The 14,123-nt window shown below is 63.7% G+C and carries 15 protein-coding genes, 2 tRNA genes and 1 pseudogene; 11 read left to right on the forward strand and 7 right to left on the reverse strand.

What is annotated here, in order from left to right:
• Positions 1 to 18 precede the first annotated feature (18 nt).
• Complete coding sequence (locus J8I87_RS25680) at positions 19 to 1,212, forward strand: pyridoxal phosphate-dependent aminotransferase (RefSeq protein ID WP_209934845.1); 1,194 nt, start codon at positions 19 to 21, stop codon at positions 1,210 to 1,212.
• Between the two features lie 152 nt (positions 1,213 to 1,364).
• Here J8I87_RS25680 and J8I87_RS25685 read toward each other — a convergent pair whose 3' ends face one another.
• On the reverse strand, positions 1,365 to 2,558 hold the full coding sequence (locus J8I87_RS25685) for a transglycosylase SLT domain-containing protein (protein WP_209934846.1): 1,194 nt from the start codon (positions 2,556 to 2,558) through the stop codon (positions 1,365 to 1,367).
• Between the two features lie 617 nt (positions 2,559 to 3,175).
• On the opposite strand from J8I87_RS25685, the gene J8I87_RS25690 reads away from it, so the two are divergent.
• Both J8I87_RS25690 and J8I87_RS25695 read left to right on the forward strand, forming a co-directional pair.
• Positions 3,176 to 4,753 (forward strand): UbiD family decarboxylase, encoded by a 1,578-nt coding sequence (locus J8I87_RS25690; protein WP_209934847.1) that lies wholly within the window; start codon positions 3,176 to 3,178, stop codon positions 4,751 to 4,753.
• A 51-nt stretch (positions 4,754 to 4,804) separates the two neighbouring features.
• The gene (locus J8I87_RS25695) at positions 4,805 to 5,482 is read left to right on the forward strand and encodes a LysE family translocator (RefSeq protein WP_209934848.1); all 678 of its coding nucleotides are present in this window, start codon (positions 4,805 to 4,807) and stop codon (positions 5,480 to 5,482) included.
• 128 nt (positions 5,483 to 5,610) lie between these two features.
• Here J8I87_RS25695 and J8I87_RS25700 read toward each other — a convergent pair whose 3' ends face one another.
• Entirely contained in the window at positions 5,611 to 5,895 is a 285-nt protein-coding gene (locus tag J8I87_RS25700) for a hypothetical protein (RefSeq protein WP_209934850.1), read from the reverse strand.
• A gap of 40 nt (positions 5,896 to 5,935) precedes the next feature.
• Between J8I87_RS25700 and J8I87_RS25705 the strand changes: the two genes are divergently transcribed.
• A complete protein-coding gene (locus J8I87_RS25705; RefSeq protein ID WP_209934851.1) occupies positions 5,936 to 6,163 on the forward strand; it encodes a hypothetical protein in 228 nt (75 codons plus the stop codon).
• Positions 6,164 to 6,314: 151 nt separating this feature from the next.
• Here J8I87_RS25705 and J8I87_RS25710 read toward each other — a convergent pair whose 3' ends face one another.
• The gene (locus tag J8I87_RS25710; protein WP_209934852.1) at positions 6,315 to 6,593 is read right to left on the reverse strand and encodes a hypothetical protein; all 279 of its coding nucleotides are present in this window, start codon (positions 6,591 to 6,593) and stop codon (positions 6,315 to 6,317) included.
• Between the two features lie 96 nt (positions 6,594 to 6,689).
• On the opposite strand from J8I87_RS25710, the gene J8I87_RS25715 reads away from it, so the two are divergent.
• The 5 genes from J8I87_RS25715 to trmB all read left to right on the forward strand — a co-directional run bounded on the left by J8I87_RS25715 (position 6,690) and on the right by trmB (position 9,930).
• Positions 6,690 to 7,628, forward strand: coding sequence for a Rossmann-like and DUF2520 domain-containing protein (locus J8I87_RS25715; protein ID WP_209934853.1), 939 nt, complete (start codon positions 6,690 to 6,692; stop codon positions 7,626 to 7,628).
• A gap of 173 nt (positions 7,629 to 7,801) precedes the next feature.
• Complete coding sequence (locus J8I87_RS25720) at positions 7,802 to 8,122, forward strand: EthD family reductase (protein ID WP_209934902.1); 321 nt, start codon at positions 7,802 to 7,804, stop codon at positions 8,120 to 8,122.
• A gap of 144 nt (positions 8,123 to 8,266) precedes the next feature.
• A complete protein-coding gene (locus tag J8I87_RS25725) occupies positions 8,267 to 8,830 on the forward strand; it encodes a YggT family protein (RefSeq protein WP_209934854.1) in 564 nt (187 codons plus the stop codon).
• Positions 8,831 to 8,900: 70 nt separating this feature from the next.
• Positions 8,901 to 8,975, forward strand: a tRNA-Gly gene (locus J8I87_RS25730).
• A 169-nt stretch (positions 8,976 to 9,144) separates the two neighbouring features.
• Complete coding sequence (trmB, locus tag J8I87_RS25735; protein ID WP_209934904.1) at positions 9,145 to 9,930, forward strand: tRNA (guanosine(46)-N7)-methyltransferase TrmB; 786 nt, start codon at positions 9,145 to 9,147, stop codon at positions 9,928 to 9,930.
• 97 nt (positions 9,931 to 10,027) lie between these two features.
• Here trmB and J8I87_RS25740 read toward each other — a convergent pair whose 3' ends face one another.
• The 3 genes from J8I87_RS25740 to J8I87_RS25750 form a co-directional block, all read right to left on the reverse strand.
• On the reverse strand, positions 10,028 to 10,864 hold the full coding sequence (locus tag J8I87_RS25740) for an undecaprenyl-diphosphate phosphatase (RefSeq protein WP_209934855.1): 837 nt from the start codon (positions 10,862 to 10,864) through the stop codon (positions 10,028 to 10,030).
• Between the two features lie 76 nt (positions 10,865 to 10,940).
• Positions 10,941 to 11,534 (reverse strand): DUF1439 domain-containing protein, encoded by a 594-nt coding sequence (locus J8I87_RS25745; protein WP_209934857.1) that lies wholly within the window; start codon positions 11,532 to 11,534, stop codon positions 10,941 to 10,943.
• A gap of 115 nt (positions 11,535 to 11,649) precedes the next feature.
• Entirely contained in the window at positions 11,650 to 11,946 is a 297-nt protein-coding gene (locus J8I87_RS25750) for a YkgJ family cysteine cluster protein (RefSeq protein WP_209934858.1), read from the reverse strand.
• A 250-nt stretch (positions 11,947 to 12,196) separates the two neighbouring features.
• Here J8I87_RS25750 and hemN point away from each other — a divergent pair, with 250 nt between their 5' ends.
• Together hemN and J8I87_RS25760 are read left to right on the forward strand one after the other, a co-directional pair.
• Complete coding sequence (gene hemN, locus J8I87_RS25755; RefSeq protein WP_209934859.1) at positions 12,197 to 13,615, forward strand: oxygen-independent coproporphyrinogen III oxidase; 1,419 nt, start codon at positions 12,197 to 12,199, stop codon at positions 13,613 to 13,615.
• A 92-nt stretch (positions 13,616 to 13,707) separates the two neighbouring features.
• A tRNA-Leu gene (locus tag J8I87_RS25760) sits at positions 13,708 to 13,792 on the forward strand.
• Between the two features lie 160 nt (positions 13,793 to 13,952).
• Here the strand turns inward: J8I87_RS25760 and J8I87_RS25765 are convergent.
• Positions 13,953 to 14,111: pseudogene (locus tag J8I87_RS25765) on the reverse strand (DDE transposase); the annotation flags it as partial.
• Positions 14,112 to 14,123 lie beyond the last annotated feature (12 nt).

Here is a 14,123-nt window from a genome sequence, read left to right on the forward strand (position 1 = left end):
TTGAACTGGACTCATCGAATGAACAGCGTCACCGAACCCCTCGTGAAACTGGCCGCCCGCGTCGACGCGATTCAGCCGTTCTATGTGATGGAACTGGCGAAGGAAGCGGCGCTGCTGGAGCGCGCCGGGCGCGACATCATCCACATGGGCATCGGCGAGCCCGATTTCACGGCGCCGGAGCCCGTCATCGAGGCGGCCACGCAAGCATTGCGGCGGGGCGTCACGCAGTACACGAACGCGCTCGGCATTCATGCGCTGCGCGACGCGATCGCCGGTCACTACAAGCATGCGTATGGCCTCGCCATCGATCCGGCGCGGATCGTCGTGACGGCGGGTGCATCGGCGGCGCTGTTGCTGGCCTGCGCGGCGCTCGTCGATCGCGACGACGAAGTGCTGATGCCCGATCCGAGCTACCCGTGCAACCGTCATTTCGTCGCCGCCGCCGAGGGCAAGCCGGTGCTCGTGCCGAGTGGCCCCGCCGAGCGTTTCCAGTTGACAGCGGCTGACGTGGAGCGTCTGTGGAATGAGCGCACGCGCGGCGTGCTGCTCGCATCGCCGTCGAATCCGACGGGCACCTCGATCGAGTCGGCTGAACTGAAGCGCATCGTCGAGGCCGTTCGCGCACGCGGCGGTTTCACGATCGTCGACGAGATCTATCAGGGTTTGAGCTACGACGCGCCGCCTGTGTCGGCGCTGTCGTTCGGCGAGGATGTCGTCACCGTCAACAGTTTCTCGAAGTATTTCAACATGACGGGCTGGCGGCTCGGCTGGCTTGTCGTGCCGCCCGCTCTCGTCGGCGCGTTCGAGAAACTGGCACAGAATCTGTTCATCTGCGCGTCGGCGCTCGCGCAGCATGCGGCCCTCGCCTGCTTCGAGCCGGACACGCTCGCGATCTACGAAGCGCGCCGCATGGAGTTCAAGCGGCGCCGCGATTTCATCGCGCCCGCGCTTGAGTCGTTGGGCTTTTCGGTGCCCGTCATGCCGGACGGCGCGTTCTACGTGTATGCGGACTGCCGCGGCGTCGCGCATCCCGCCGCGGGCAACAGCGCCGCATTGACCAAGGCGATGCTGCACGACGCGGGCGTGGTGCTCGTGCCTGGCATGGACTTCGGGTCGTATCAGCCGCGCGCATACATCCGCCTGTCATACGCGACGGCGTACTCGAAGCTCGAGGAAGCTGTCGAGCGTCTGCAAAAGCTCTTCGGCAGGTGAGGCGAGGCCGAGCAAGACGCAACCGCCCGGATGGCGGTTCGTCGAATGACTGGATAGCGCAACAGCAAAGCTGACGCAACAATGACAAAGGGCACCCGAAGGTGCCCTTTTCTCTTGCACGGTCAGCAAGCCTGCGTATTTCTAATGCGCGATTACGCGCCAAGCTCCGGCTGCTGGGTCGCATGCTTCGCCGAATTCGCGCCGGCATCGTCCTGCTCCGCGCTCTTGTCCGGCGACGCCGCCGTCTTCGCCGCCGCCAACGGATGCCCGTCGAGTGTCACCTGCACACGTTTGGTCGATGCAGTCGACGAGGCCGCCGACGTCGTCGATGCCGTCACCGTCGAGGGCGCCTGCGGCGAGTTGATCGGGACCTTGCGGCCGCGCGCGACATCGCGCAGACGCGTACGCTCCGCCATCACCTTCGCGCCGTAGCCGCCGTCGTCCTGCGACGTCGAGCCGACATACAGGCGCAAGCCGCCTGGCAGCGACCCGCCGCGCGCGATGCAGTCCTTCAGCACGATCGCGCCGACCTTGATGTTCGCGAGCGGCTCGAGCGCCGCGCTCTGGCCGCCGAAGTAGCGGAATTTGTCCGAATGAACGGTCGACATGACCTGCATCAGGCCCTTCGCGCCGACGCCGCTTTCCGCATACGGATTGAAACCGGATTCGATGGCCATCACGGCGAGCAGCAGTAGCGGATCGAGTCCGACTTCGCGGCCGGTGTCGAACGCGGCCTTCACGAGCTCGCTGACGGGCTCCTGGGCGACGCGATAGCGGCGCGCGAGAAACGACGCAACGAGGTCCTGCTCGCGGGTCGAAACCAGCACGCGGTCGTCGCGTGCGTCCGGCGACACGCGTTGCGAAGGAATCATCGATGCGATCGTGCTCACGCTCGGCAGCGTGCGCGGATCGAGTCCGTTCAGCGCCGCTGACGAGAGACCCGTGCTGGACGAAGCCGTCAGGCCGCCGTTATCGCCGACGACGTTGTAGCCGGCATCAGCGGCCGCTGCGGCGGTATTGGGTTTGTCGACCGTATTCGACGACGTCGACAATGTGTCGTCCTTAGACACCGCGTTGCCGCGCTGTTGCGGGGCGAACGACGGCAGCGGGTTGCCCTGCAGCAGACGGGCTGGACCAGCCTGCACGGCGGCCGAAATGAAGGGCATCAACCGCGCAGCCAGCGTCAGGCGCCAGCTGGGCATCAACCACAGCGTCAGAGCAAACAGGACAGCGACGCCGCCAACCACGCTGAATAGATGGTGACTCAAACGCGTCCCTTGACGCAGCGCGCCGCGCATCACCTGCGCGAGACGCTCATCGGGACGCCACGATAACCAGGCGTTCATTCGGATCTCCCATGTTGCTGGCCTCGCGAACACCGTAAAAGTGACCGGCTAGAAATACTGTCCGCAAAAGCCAAGACGCCGTGCGCTCTGGTTAAGGCGACACCGACGTCGGGAAACGGCAAAAAGTACCGTTGGGGGGCCAAAACCTTGAAAAGGGCCGCCTGCATGCCAGATGGCACGCATTCGGTGGCTCCCACGCGAAAAAACCAGCGTCGAATTGCGCTGGTAAAGACTACCTATGACCGTCAAGTACCGTGCAGGGGGCGGTAAGAGCGACGCGTTGCGTCTGAGGACCGGGGGACGGTGGTAAAAACTATCAATTCCCTGCAACCAATGTGACCGGATTCTATCAGGGTTTTATAGATCGTCAACACTATACGTGGTCAAAATTATAACTAATTGTAATAATGAACAGCGTTCAGGAGGCCAGACTCCACTCCCCTAGCGCTTTTCAGCGGATTCGCACTTTCGGTTTTCAACGTGCACTTTCCAACGCAGGTAAAATCGACAATCCGTTCGGCCCGACGCGCGCTCAGGCGTTCAATCGCCGCGCCGCCTGCTGTCGTCACCGTTTTCAAGCCTTTGCCCCGGCCGCTTCGCGGCTGCCAACCGGACCCATGAAATACAAAGACCTGCGTGACTTCGCGAGCCGCCTCGAATCGCTCGGCGAACTGCGCCGTATCTCGCAAAAGGTATCGCCTGTGCTGGAGATGACCGAACTCTGCGATCGCGTGTTGCGCGCGGGCGGCCCGGCGCTCCTGTTCGAGTCAAAACACACACACGCGTTCCCGGTGCTCGGCAATCTGTTCGGCACGCCGCGGCGCGTCGCGCTCGGCATGGGCATCGATGCTGCCGCGCAAGGCGATGCAGGCGGCGACCAGGCGTCGCTGGAGTCGCTGCGCGATGTCGGGCGGCTGTTGTCCGCGCTGAAGGAGCCGGAGCCGCCCAAGGGTCTCAAGGATGCCGGCAAGCTGCTGTCGCTGGCGAAGGCTGTCTGGGACATGGCGCCGAAGACGGTCGGCGCTCCGCCCTGCCAGGAGATCGTCTGGGAAGGCAATGACGTCGATCTCGCGAAGCTGCCTGTCCAGACGTGCTGGCCCGGCGACGCCGGTCCGCTGATCACGTGGGGTCTCACCGTCACGCGCGGTCCGAACAAGACGCGGCAGAACCTCGGCATCTATCGCCAGCAGGTCATCGGGCGCAACAAGGTCATCATGCGCTGGCTCGCCCATCGGGGCGGCGCACTCGACTTCCGCGAATTCGCGCTGAAGAACCACGGCAAGCCGTATCCCGTTGCCGTCGTGCTCGGCGCCGACCCGGCGACGATCCTCGGCGCGGTGACGCCCGTGCCCGATACGCTGTCCGAATACCAGTTCGCCGGGCTGCTGCGCGGCGGCCGCACCGAGTTGGCGAAGTGCCTGACGCCCGGCGTCGACACGCTGCAGGTGCCCGCGCGCGCCGAGATCGTACTCGAAGGCTTCATCTATCCGCAGCAAGGCGCCCTCGCGCCCGTGCCCGAGGGCGCGCCGCCGCGTCCGTCGAAGGGGGCGAGCGCCGCTTACGAGCACGCGCTCGAAGGGCCGTACGGCGATCACACCGGCTACTACAACGAGCAGGAGTGGTTCCCCGTGTTCACGATCGAGCGCATCACGATGCGGCGCGACGCGATCTATCACTCCACCTACACGGGCAAGCCGCCCGACGAACCGGCCGTGCTCGGCGTCGCGCTGAACGAGGTGTTCGTGCCGCTGTTGCAGAAGCAGTTCACCGAGATCACCGACTTCTATCTGCCGCCTGAGGGCTGCAGCTACCGGATGGCGATCGTGCAGATGAAGAAGAGCTATCCGGGCCACGCCAAGCGCGTGATGTTCGGCGTGTGGAGCTTCCTGCGGCAGTTCATGTATACGAAGTTCATTGTGGTCGTCGATGAGGACGTGAACATCCGCGACTGGAAGGAAGTGATCTGGGCGATCACGACGCGCATCGATCCGACGCGCGATACGGTGCTCGTCGATCGCACGCCGATCGACTATCTGGATTTCGCGTCGCCCGTGGCCGGCCTCGGTTCGAAGATGGGCCTCGACGCGACCAACAAGTGGCCGGGCGAGACCGACCGCGAATGGGGCCGGCCGATCGTCATGGACGACGCCGTGAAGGCGCGTATCGACGGTCTGTGGAATGAACTCGGTTTGTGACTCGCGTGCGCGTCCATTTGAACAACAACAATTCACCTGAGCGGTTGAAGGATGCGTAGCTTGTCGATGTTGTCGGACGGTTTTTTTCTGTCGTTGTCGTTGTGCCTCGATATCGGTCTCGTCAACGTCGCGATCATCTCGCTGACGTTGTCGCGCGGCTTCCGGCCCGGCTTCTGGCTCGGCCTCGGTTCTTGTTTCGGCGATCTGATCTACGCGGCACTCGCGCTTGCGGGGATGGCGGCGCTGCTGCAGTTCGAATCGGTGCGTTGGGCGGTGTGGATCGGCGGCGCGGCGATTCTGCTGTTCCTCACGTGGAAGATGGCGCGTGAGGCGCTGTTTCCGGCGTCCACGCCGCCTGTCGAGGGCGAAGCGGATGCGTCGATGCCGCATCTCGATCCGAAGCGCGGCTTCCTGCGCGGCGTGTTGCTGGCGGTCTCTTCGCCGAGCGCGATCTTGTGGTTCGCGGCCGTCGGCGGCGCGCTGATCGCCAAGGCGGGCGCAACGTCGGTGACGACCGCGCCGGTGTTTCTCGGCGGCTTTTTCCTTGGTGGACTGTGCTGGACGCTTTTCATATGCGGACTCGCGAGCCACGGACGCAAACGCGCGGGCGCGGGACTGCTGCGCGTCTGCCATGTGCTGTCGGCGATGTTGTTCGCGTACTTCTCATATAGCGTGATCGTCAACGGCTACCATGATCTGATCGTGCCGACGGCGCACGCGGCGAGTTGACAGGCGCCGCACGCCGGGGAAATCCCGCTTATCGGCCGCCGAAATGCAAACGGCGCAACGCGGCGTCGAGCCGGCGTTGCGCCGTTGTGTCGGTTAGCGTGCGCGGCACGCGCTACGCAGCCAAGCCATCAATAACGGTAATACGGGCGGCCCCAGTAGCCGTGACGATAGTAAGGCCGGTGATAACCATAGTAGCCGCCAACTACGACCGGCGGCGCGTAGTACACGGGCGGCGGCGGCGCATACACGACGGGCGGCGGCGCGTAGTACACGGGCGGCGGCGCTGCATAGACGGGATAGGCCGGCGCGACGGGCACTCCAATGCCGATGCCCACGGATACATGAGCCTGTGCTGCGGTGCTCAAACCAGCCCCGAGTGCGGCAGCAGCGATAAACGGAACCATCTTCTTCACTTGTATTTCTCCTGGCGGCCCGGCCAGCGGGCTGGGTCGCATGACGGACATGCTCTTATTGAATGTATCGAAAAAGCTCGCACGCCGTCGTCTGCATTTGTTGCAAATTGCAATTGCTGGAAAGCGGTTCGTCAGCCATGCCTCTCCGTATACTGGCCAGATGACGTTCGGGGCATTGGAAATCAAGGGTTTCGCCGCTGATCGCATGACGATCGGGCAGGTTGACTGCATCGGACAACCGCGCATCGCGCGCGTCGGTAATCTTTGATTACAAAATTCACTCGGCGCCCGTTGCAGGCGCGCATCAGACGGCGCCCAAGGCCGTTAAACGACAAGGCCCGGCACTGGCCGGGCGGTGCGGATAATCCGATACAACAGAGCATCAACCGACTTTCACATATGTGAACTCACGCGTCACGTTAGGCGGCACATACGCGCCGCTTATCTTCACCCGTGGAGTGAGCCGCTTCTTTTGATCCCACCAGCGACGACGTTGAGAATGCGTGAGGAACCGCAAGTGCTTTCGGTAAGAAAAGATGCTCATCGTAACCTCCCGATTCTGACTGCGAGACATTGAAAACGACGGTGTCGACCAATCCGCTCCTACGGAAATCCTCAAGCAGTTTTCGCGCCTGTTTGCTCGTCTTTTCGGCTGCGGCAAGCGAACCGCCAGCCGATTGCGAAACGCGCGCTTGCATGCGCCTAAACCGCCGCTGAAAGCCTCCAGTTCGCGCCCGCGATTTATTGGCGCGATACTCCAGCTTCCTTCACCAGTCCCGTCGGGAGCAGGAACCATGTCCCAGCCCTCCTTGCCGCGCCTCGGCTTCGTCGGCGCGGGCCGGATTGCGCGCTGTCTTGCGCTCGGCTTCGCACGCGCCGGGTATCGCGTCACGGCAATCGCGAGCCGCTCGCCTCAGTCGGCTCGGCAGCTCGCCAGTCAGATCGAATTCTGCGCCGCGTATGACGACGCCCAGCGAGTCGTCGAGTCGGCGGACATCCTCTTTTTAACCGTGCCCGATGACAGCATCGGTACGACAGCGAACACACTCGCCTTTCCCGCTCGCGCGGCGCCCGGCAGCGAAGCTTGGGCCGTCGTGCATTGCAGCGGTGCATCGCCCGTCGAACTGCTTGCCCCGGCTCGCAACCAGGGCGCGTCGATCGGCGGTTTTCATCCACTTTACCTGTTCAGCGGCGATTTGACAGACGTCGACCGGATCGCCGGCTGCTCAGTGACGATCGAAGCCGAGGGCGCGCTCAAGGACGCGCTGTCCGCGCTCGCCGCCGCTTTGCGCTGCCATCCGCTGTCGATTCCGCCCGGCGGCCGGATGCTGTATCACGCGGCGGCGCACTACGCCGCCAGTTTTGCCTTATGCAATCTGGGTGAGACCGTGAATCTGTGGCGCAAGTTGGGTTTCGACGAACGCGACGCGCTTCGCGCGCTGCTGCCGATGATGGCGGGGACGCTCGAAACCGCGCGCGACCGGGGCCTCGCCAACGCGCTCGCGGGCCCTGTTTCACGAGGCGACCTGGGCGTGGTGGAAAAGCAACTATCGCTGATGGAGGCGCTTGGTGCAGATCATGGCGCATTGTTCGGCCTGATGTCGCGGCGCGCGGTTGCACTCGCCCGCGACCGCACGACGCCGCCCGCCGCGATCGATGCGATCGACGCAGCAGTCGAACAGTCGCTCAGCCGTACGCTGAAAGGCGCGGCGACAGGTGCAGGCGCCGAGTAAGCCGTGATAATGTGACGTCCGGCATGAACGGGACTACGGCGGCCTCGGCTTCCAGTGGAATCCGTGCCGGGACGAATCCCGCGGGCATCGCCAGAACCAACACGCGGGCAACGATGCGCAGCGGGGCGCACAACGCCTCCCCGCGCTTCGTGACCAAACGACGAGAACGCACAATGATCAAGGTCAGCATCCTTTATCCGTATCGAGAAGGCGGACGTTTCGACGTCGACTACTACTGCCGCACGCACATGCCGCTCGCCGCGAAGCTGTTCGGCGCGGCGCTCAAGGGCTGGTCGGTCGACGTCGGCATCAATGCCGGGCCGCCGGGCTCGCCGCCGCCGTTCGTCGCGGCCGGACACTTTCTGTTCGACACGGCCGAGGCGTTTTATCAGGTTTTCAAGCCCGCCAGCGACACATTGCTGGCCGACATTCCCAATTACACCGACGGCGGCAACGGCAAAATCCTGATCAGCGAAGTGAAAGTCTCCGTCTGACGAGCCTGTCCACGTGAAGCCGCCGCGTGCGGCAATCGGTGAGCTGCACCGCACGACGCGCGCTCGATGTCATCAGCCGTCCGCCGGCATGCCGGCGCCATGCGTCCCGCCCAGCGAGACGCTTTCTGAAGGAAAGGACCCACGATGTTCGGCGATATCGCCCGTTTTCTGCTCAATACCATCTTCACGCTGTTCGGCGCGGCGCTGCTGCTGCGCGCGTGGCTGCAGTTCATCCGGATGCAGCCGTACAACCCGGTGTCGAGCGCCGTCATGCAGGTGACCAACTGGCTCGTGCTGCCGCTGCGCAAGATCATTCCGGGCGTGCGCGGCATCGACTGGGCGAGCCTCGTCGCCGCGCTGCTCACGTCGATCGTCTATGTGGTGCTGATGGTCGTGATCGTCGGCGTCGATCCCCTCGGGCTGATGCCGTCGCTGCTGATCGTCGCCCTGCTGACCGTCGTCAAGTGGGCGCTGAACCTGATTATCTGGCTGACGATCCTGATGGCGCTACTGTCATGGCTCAATCCGCGTTCGCCCGCGATGCCGATCCTGTATCAGTTGACAGCGCCGTTCCTCGATCCGCTGCGCCGGATCATGCCGCGCCTCGGCGGCATCGATCTCTCGCCGATCCTGCTGTTCGTGATCGTCCAGGTGCTGCTGATGGTCGTGACGCGAGCAGCCGTGTCGCTGACGCTGTTCGGCATCTGAGGCTGGGACAGGCGCCGCGCGCCCGGCGATTTGCCCAAAGCCGCCGAAACCGCGTAAAATGGCGCGCTCTGCGGGCGTCGTATAATGGCTATTACCCTAGCTTCCCAAGCTAGAGACGTGGGTTCGATTCCCATCGCCCGCTCCACTTTCAGCCGCTCCCTCTGCCGCACTGCGTACGGGCAGGGAGCCAGGCGGAGAATACAGCGCGAGAGCCGCCTCCATGAAGGCGGCTTTTTTGTAGCGTGCTCGTCGGCGACGCAGACGCCCGCCCTCGCGCGCAACCGTTCCCGCCGCCACTCTTGCCTTCATCCACGATGATTCACGATCCGAACGAAGCCGGTTTGCCGCGCGATCCTTCCCAGATGTCCAGCGACGACCTTTCCGCAGCCGCCGACACCGACACGGGCGCACCCGAAGAAGCGCTGCACCTTCGCCGCATCCGCAGCTTCGTGACGCGCGCGGGCCGCGTCTCGACGGGACAGCGCCGCGCCATGGACGAGCTCGGCCCGCGCTTCGTCGTGCCGTACGCGCCCGAACAGCCGGACTGGGACGCCGTCTACGGCCGCCGCGCGCCGCGCATTCTGGAGATCGGTTTTGGGATGGGCGCGACCACGGCTGAAATCGCGTCGCATCGTCCCGGCGACGATTTCCTTGGCGTCGAGGTCCACGAGCCGGGCGTCGGCGCGCTGCTGAAGCTGATGGGCGAGCACAATCTGTCGAATATCCGCATCATCCAGCACGACGCCGTCGAGGTGCTGGAAAACATGATCGCGCCAGAGAGCCTAGACGGCGTGCATATCTTCTTTCCCGACCCGTGGCATAAGGCGCGCCATCACAAGCGTCGCCTGATCCAGCCGAAGTTCGTCGCGCTGCTCGTGTCGCGCATGAAACCCGGCGCCTATATCCATTGCGCAACCGACTGGCAGAACTATGCCGAGCAGATGCTCGAAGTGCTCGGCGCGCAGCGCGCGCTGGAAAATACCGCAGATGGCTATGCGCCGCGTCCCGATTATCGTCCTGTGACGAAGTTCGAGAAGCGCGGCCTGCGTCTCGGGCATGGCGTCCGGGATCTGATTTACAGGCGTCGCCCGAACAGCTGAAAACTGAAACGGATGCGTCATTCCAGCCAAAACGGCCTGCGGCTCCCAAAAAGCCGCAAGCCGTTTTCACATTTGACGCCCGAAGCTCGACGGAATGTCAGTCCGCCCAGCTCAACCCGCCGCTGTAGCCGATCAGCAGGATCAACAAGCCGAAGCCGATCCGATACCACGCGAATGCGCTGAAATCGTGCGACGCGATGTAGCGCAGCAGCCAGCGCACGCACGCGAACGCGCTGACGAACGCCGCCAGAAAGCCGATCGAGAAGAGCCCGAGCGCATCGGACGACAACGCCTGCCAGTCCTTGTGCAGCTCATAGACGGTCGCGCCGAAGATGATCGGAATCGCGAGGAAGAACGAGAACTCGGTCGCCACGCGCCGGTCGAGCCCGAACAGCATGCCGCCAATGATCGTCGAGCCCGAGCGCGACATGCCGGGAATCAGCGCGAAGCATTGCGCGATGCCGACCTTGAGCGCATCGAGCGGGCTCATGTCGTCCATCGAATGCACGCGCGCCCGGACTTCCGGCCGGTTGCGCTGCCGCATTTCGACCCACAGAATCAAGACGCCCCCCACCACCAGCGCGAACGCGACGGGCACGGGTGAGAACAGCACCGCCTTGATCGATTTTTCGAACAGCAGGCCCAGCACGATCGCGGGAATGGTCGCGATGATCACGTTGAGCGTGAAGCGACGTGCGTCCGGGCGCGTGGCGAGCCCGGCCACGACGTTGCCGATGCGCTGGCGGTATTCCCAGCAGACGGCGAGAATCGCGCCGAGCTGGATCACGACATCGAAAGTCTTCTCCTGCGGAATGTCGAAATTCAGCAGACTGCCGGCGACGATCAGGTGCCCCGTGCTCGACACTGGCAAGAACTCGGTCAAGCCTTCGACGACGCCGAGGATCAACGCCTTTAACGTGAGAATCCAGTCCATCCGTGGCCCTTTTCGCTTGGAGTTGGTAGGCGATGCGCGGCCGCGCTGAAACGACGGGGCCGCCCGGCCGCGCACGTCACTTTTCGACGATCTGCACGCGTATGCCGTTTGTAAGGACCGTGATTGTACCGGGTTCGTAATTCACTCCGGCAAATTGCAGTTGTTCGGGCTTGAACGTATAGACGGGATAGTTGGTGAGCAACTGCGTCGCGACCAGCGCGGCGGCCGCGTTGATCTGCTGCGTATAGGCCTGCGCGTCGCCGTCGACGCTGACGTTGTCGACATTGGGCGCGCGCAGTACGACGGAACGGCTCTGCGGGTCGTATTCGAGCTGGCTCGACAGCGTGAACACGCCGTTCACCGGCCGCTGCAGGAACGGACTCGCGAGCCGCGCGTCGAGCCGCACCGACACGCGGTTTGTATCCGGCTGCAAGCCGACGACGGGATTGGTCAACGCAACATCGAACACCTGCGACACCGTGCGCTGATACGGAAACTTGCGCTGCACTGCGTCCTGAACCTGCTTTTGTGAAAACGTGTAGTGATCCGGAATAAACGGGAACGTGGACGTCGCGCACGCGGCGAGCGGTGCAGTGGCGCCAGCGGCCGCGCACGCATACAGCGCGGAAATCAGAAAGCGGCGCCGTGTGAGCGCTGCGGCTTGGGTCATGCAGATTCTCCTTGTGACGCGGACAGCCCGCCGCATCGATATGGCTGTGGTTGTCGGCGAACGGATTCCAGCGCTTGCCGATGGGCGGATGCGCGCGCAAAACGCCACGCCGCGATCACGGCCTGGTATCGGCTTCGAGACGCGTGAGCCAGATGAGCGCTTCGTCGCGCGTTTTGCCGCACATGTCCGCCTGCGGCTGTAGACCCGAACAGCAGGCCGGACGTTCCGGCTTGCCGAAGATTGCGCAGCGCAGATCGTCGCCGAGCTGTACGCAGCGCACGCCTGCGGGCTTGCCGTCGGGCATGCCCGGAATCGGACTGGAGATCGACGGCGCGATACAGCACGCGCCGCAATTCGGGCGGCACGCGTGATCCGCAGCCGCGGACGACGAATACGACAAATGAGCAGACACAGCACGCTTCCAGAAACATGAAAACTGACGACCGCGCATCAATCGTTCGAAAACTTGACGTCGGTCAAACGACATTGTGCCATTTGACGCATGCGACCTTTTTACCCGACTCGTCGCGCGCGTGGTCTCGTACACTCTTCAGAGTTCAATCACGCTCGCACGGCGCCTGCCCTGATCGACCGAGCGCAACGAACGAGCCGCGTGCACGGCGGCTTGCGCATCATTCGGCGGGCGCCGGGCCATCTGTCCCATGACTACCGCGCCTTCGTCCGGCTTTTCGTCCGGCTTTTCGTCCGACTCGCTGTTCCGCCCCGACCTGCTCGCGAAGTACAGCGCGAATGGCCCGCGCTACACGTCCTATCCGACAGCCGTGCAGTTCCGCGACGACTTCTCACCCGACCACTACCGCCGCGCCGCCGCGGACCAGGGTGCGGCAGACACGGATCTGTCGTTGTACTTTCATATACCGTTTTGCGACACCGTCTGCTTCTATTGCGGCTGCAACAAGGTCGTGACGAAGAACCGCGCGCGGGCGCGTCCGTATCTCGACCGGCTCAAGCGCGAACTTGCATTGCAGGCGTCGCTCTTCGACACGCGGCGTCCAGTGTCGCAACTGCATTGGGGCGGCGGCACGCCGACTTTTCTGTCGCATGACGAAATGACGGAGTTGATGGCCGCGACGCGCGAGCGCTTCGCGCTGTGCAGCGACGCTGAAGGCGAGTTTTCGATCGAAGTCGATCCGCGCGAGGCGCCGCCGAAGACCATCGTGCATTTACGCAATCTCGGCTTCAACCGGTTGAGCCTCGGCGTGCAGGACTTCGACCCTGTCGTGCAGCGCGCAATCAACCGCATTCAGCCGCTCGAGATGACCGCGAGCGTCATCCGTGCAGCGCGCGCGACTGGCTTTCACTCGATCGGTGTCGACCTGATCTATGGCCTGCCGTACCAGACCGTCGGCAGCTTCAGCAGGACGCTCGATACCATGCTCGAACTCGCGCCCGACAGGCTCTCCGTGTTCGGCTACGCGCATATGCCCCAACTCTTCAAGATGCAGCGGCAGATGGATGCCGCCGCGCTCCCTTCGCCCGCCGAGCGGCTCGCAATTCTGCGGCTCGTCGTCGAGCGGCTGACGGAGGCGGGCTACGTGTATATCGGCATGGATCACTTCGCGCTGCCCACCGACGAACTCGCGCGCGCGCAGGCGCAGCGCACGCTGCATCGCAACTTCCAGGGCTATAGCACGCGCGCGGAGTGCGATCTAATCGCCTTCGGGGCGTCGTCGATCGCCAAGGTCGGCGACGTCTACGCGCAGAACGTGAAGGACCTGGCCGGCTACGCGGCGGCAATCGACAAAGGCCAGCTCGCGATTACGCGCGGCATCCGCCTTTCCGCCGACGACCGGTTGCGGCGCGACATCATCACGCAGTTGATGTGCAACCTGGAATTGCGCTTCGACGAATTCGAAGCTGCCTACGGCATCCGTTTTCACGACGCGTTTGCCCCGGAACTGGAACGCCTGCGTGGCTTCGAGGACGACGGCCTCGTGAAGTTCGGCGCACGGCGGCTCGAGGTGCAAATGGCGGGACGGATGCTCGTGCGCAACATCGCGATGGTATTCGACCGGTATCTGGGCCAGCAGTCGATGCAGCGGTTTTCGCGCACGGTGTAGCGTCGGCATTGGCTTGCCCGCCGACGCGTTTTCAGCCATAATCTGCGTCTTCGTCTCGCGAGGCCTTGAACTCAAGGCCCCGTGGAAGACAAGCCCAGGTGGTGAAACAGGTAGACGCAGGGGACTCAAAATCCCCCGCCGCAAGGCGTGCCGGTTCGAGTCCGGCCCTGGGCACCAGATACCCTAAAACCGGTTTCAACGGTTCACAACACAACCCCGCCAGATAACCGCTGAGCGGGGTTTTTGTTTGCTATGGCCTCCAATGCTACACCATCGAAAACGCCCCCATCAGGGGTAATTCCGTGCAGTTAATGTCCTTATTGAGGTATCGAACGGTCTAACGTTTGGGGCGGGATTTGACGACCCGGTCGCATGCGCGGCCGGGTCGTTTTCCATTGGGAAGAGACTTGAGCCGGTCCCGCGGACGCTGAAGGCATGCAAGCAATTTTGCGTAGGCCGGCGTGAGGGCGGCCCACATCATCTCGTGCTGGATCGTCACGCCATCGGG

This window comes from Paraburkholderia sp. LEh10 (assembly GCF_017814945.1).
Lineage (GTDB): Bacteria > Pseudomonadota > Gammaproteobacteria > Burkholderiales > Burkholderiaceae > Paraburkholderia.

What these genes read in the sequence shown, in the direction of transcription:
- J8I87_RS25680 (WP_209934845.1), top strand. Translation starts at nt 19, where the DNA reads ATGAACAGCGTCACCGAACCCCTCGTGAAACTGGCCGCCCGCGTCGAC.
- J8I87_RS25685 (WP_209934846.1), bottom strand. Translation starts at nt 2,558, where the DNA reads ATGAACGCCTGGTTATCGTGGCGTCCCGATGAGCGTCTCGCGCAGGTG.
- J8I87_RS25690 (WP_209934847.1), top strand. Translation starts at nt 3,176, where the DNA reads ATGAAATACAAAGACCTGCGTGACTTCGCGAGCCGCCTCGAATCGCTC.
- J8I87_RS25695 (WP_209934848.1), top strand. Translation starts at nt 4,805, where the DNA reads ATGCGTAGCTTGTCGATGTTGTCGGACGGTTTTTTTCTGTCGTTGTCG.
- J8I87_RS25705 (WP_209934851.1), top strand. Translation starts at nt 5,936, where the DNA reads ATGACGGACATGCTCTTATTGAATGTATCGAAAAAGCTCGCACGCCGT.
- J8I87_RS25710 (WP_209934852.1), bottom strand. Translation starts at nt 6,593, where the DNA reads ATGCAAGCGCGCGTTTCGCAATCGGCTGGCGGTTCGCTTGCCGCAGCC.
- J8I87_RS25715 (WP_209934853.1), top strand. Translation starts at nt 6,690, where the DNA reads ATGTCCCAGCCCTCCTTGCCGCGCCTCGGCTTCGTCGGCGCGGGCCGG.
- J8I87_RS25720 (WP_209934902.1), top strand. Translation starts at nt 7,802, where the DNA reads ATGATCAAGGTCAGCATCCTTTATCCGTATCGAGAAGGCGGACGTTTC.
- J8I87_RS25725 (WP_209934854.1), top strand. Translation starts at nt 8,267, where the DNA reads ATGTTCGGCGATATCGCCCGTTTTCTGCTCAATACCATCTTCACGCTG.
- trmB (WP_209934904.1), top strand. Translation starts at nt 9,145, where the DNA reads ATGATTCACGATCCGAACGAAGCCGGTTTGCCGCGCGATCCTTCCCAG.
- J8I87_RS25740 (WP_209934855.1), bottom strand. Translation starts at nt 10,864, where the DNA reads ATGGACTGGATTCTCACGTTAAAGGCGTTGATCCTCGGCGTCGTCGAA.
- J8I87_RS25745 (WP_209934857.1), bottom strand. Translation starts at nt 11,534, where the DNA reads ATGACCCAAGCCGCAGCGCTCACACGGCGCCGCTTTCTGATTTCCGCG.
- hemN (WP_209934859.1), top strand. Translation starts at nt 12,197, where the DNA reads ATGACTACCGCGCCTTCGTCCGGCTTTTCGTCCGGCTTTTCGTCCGAC.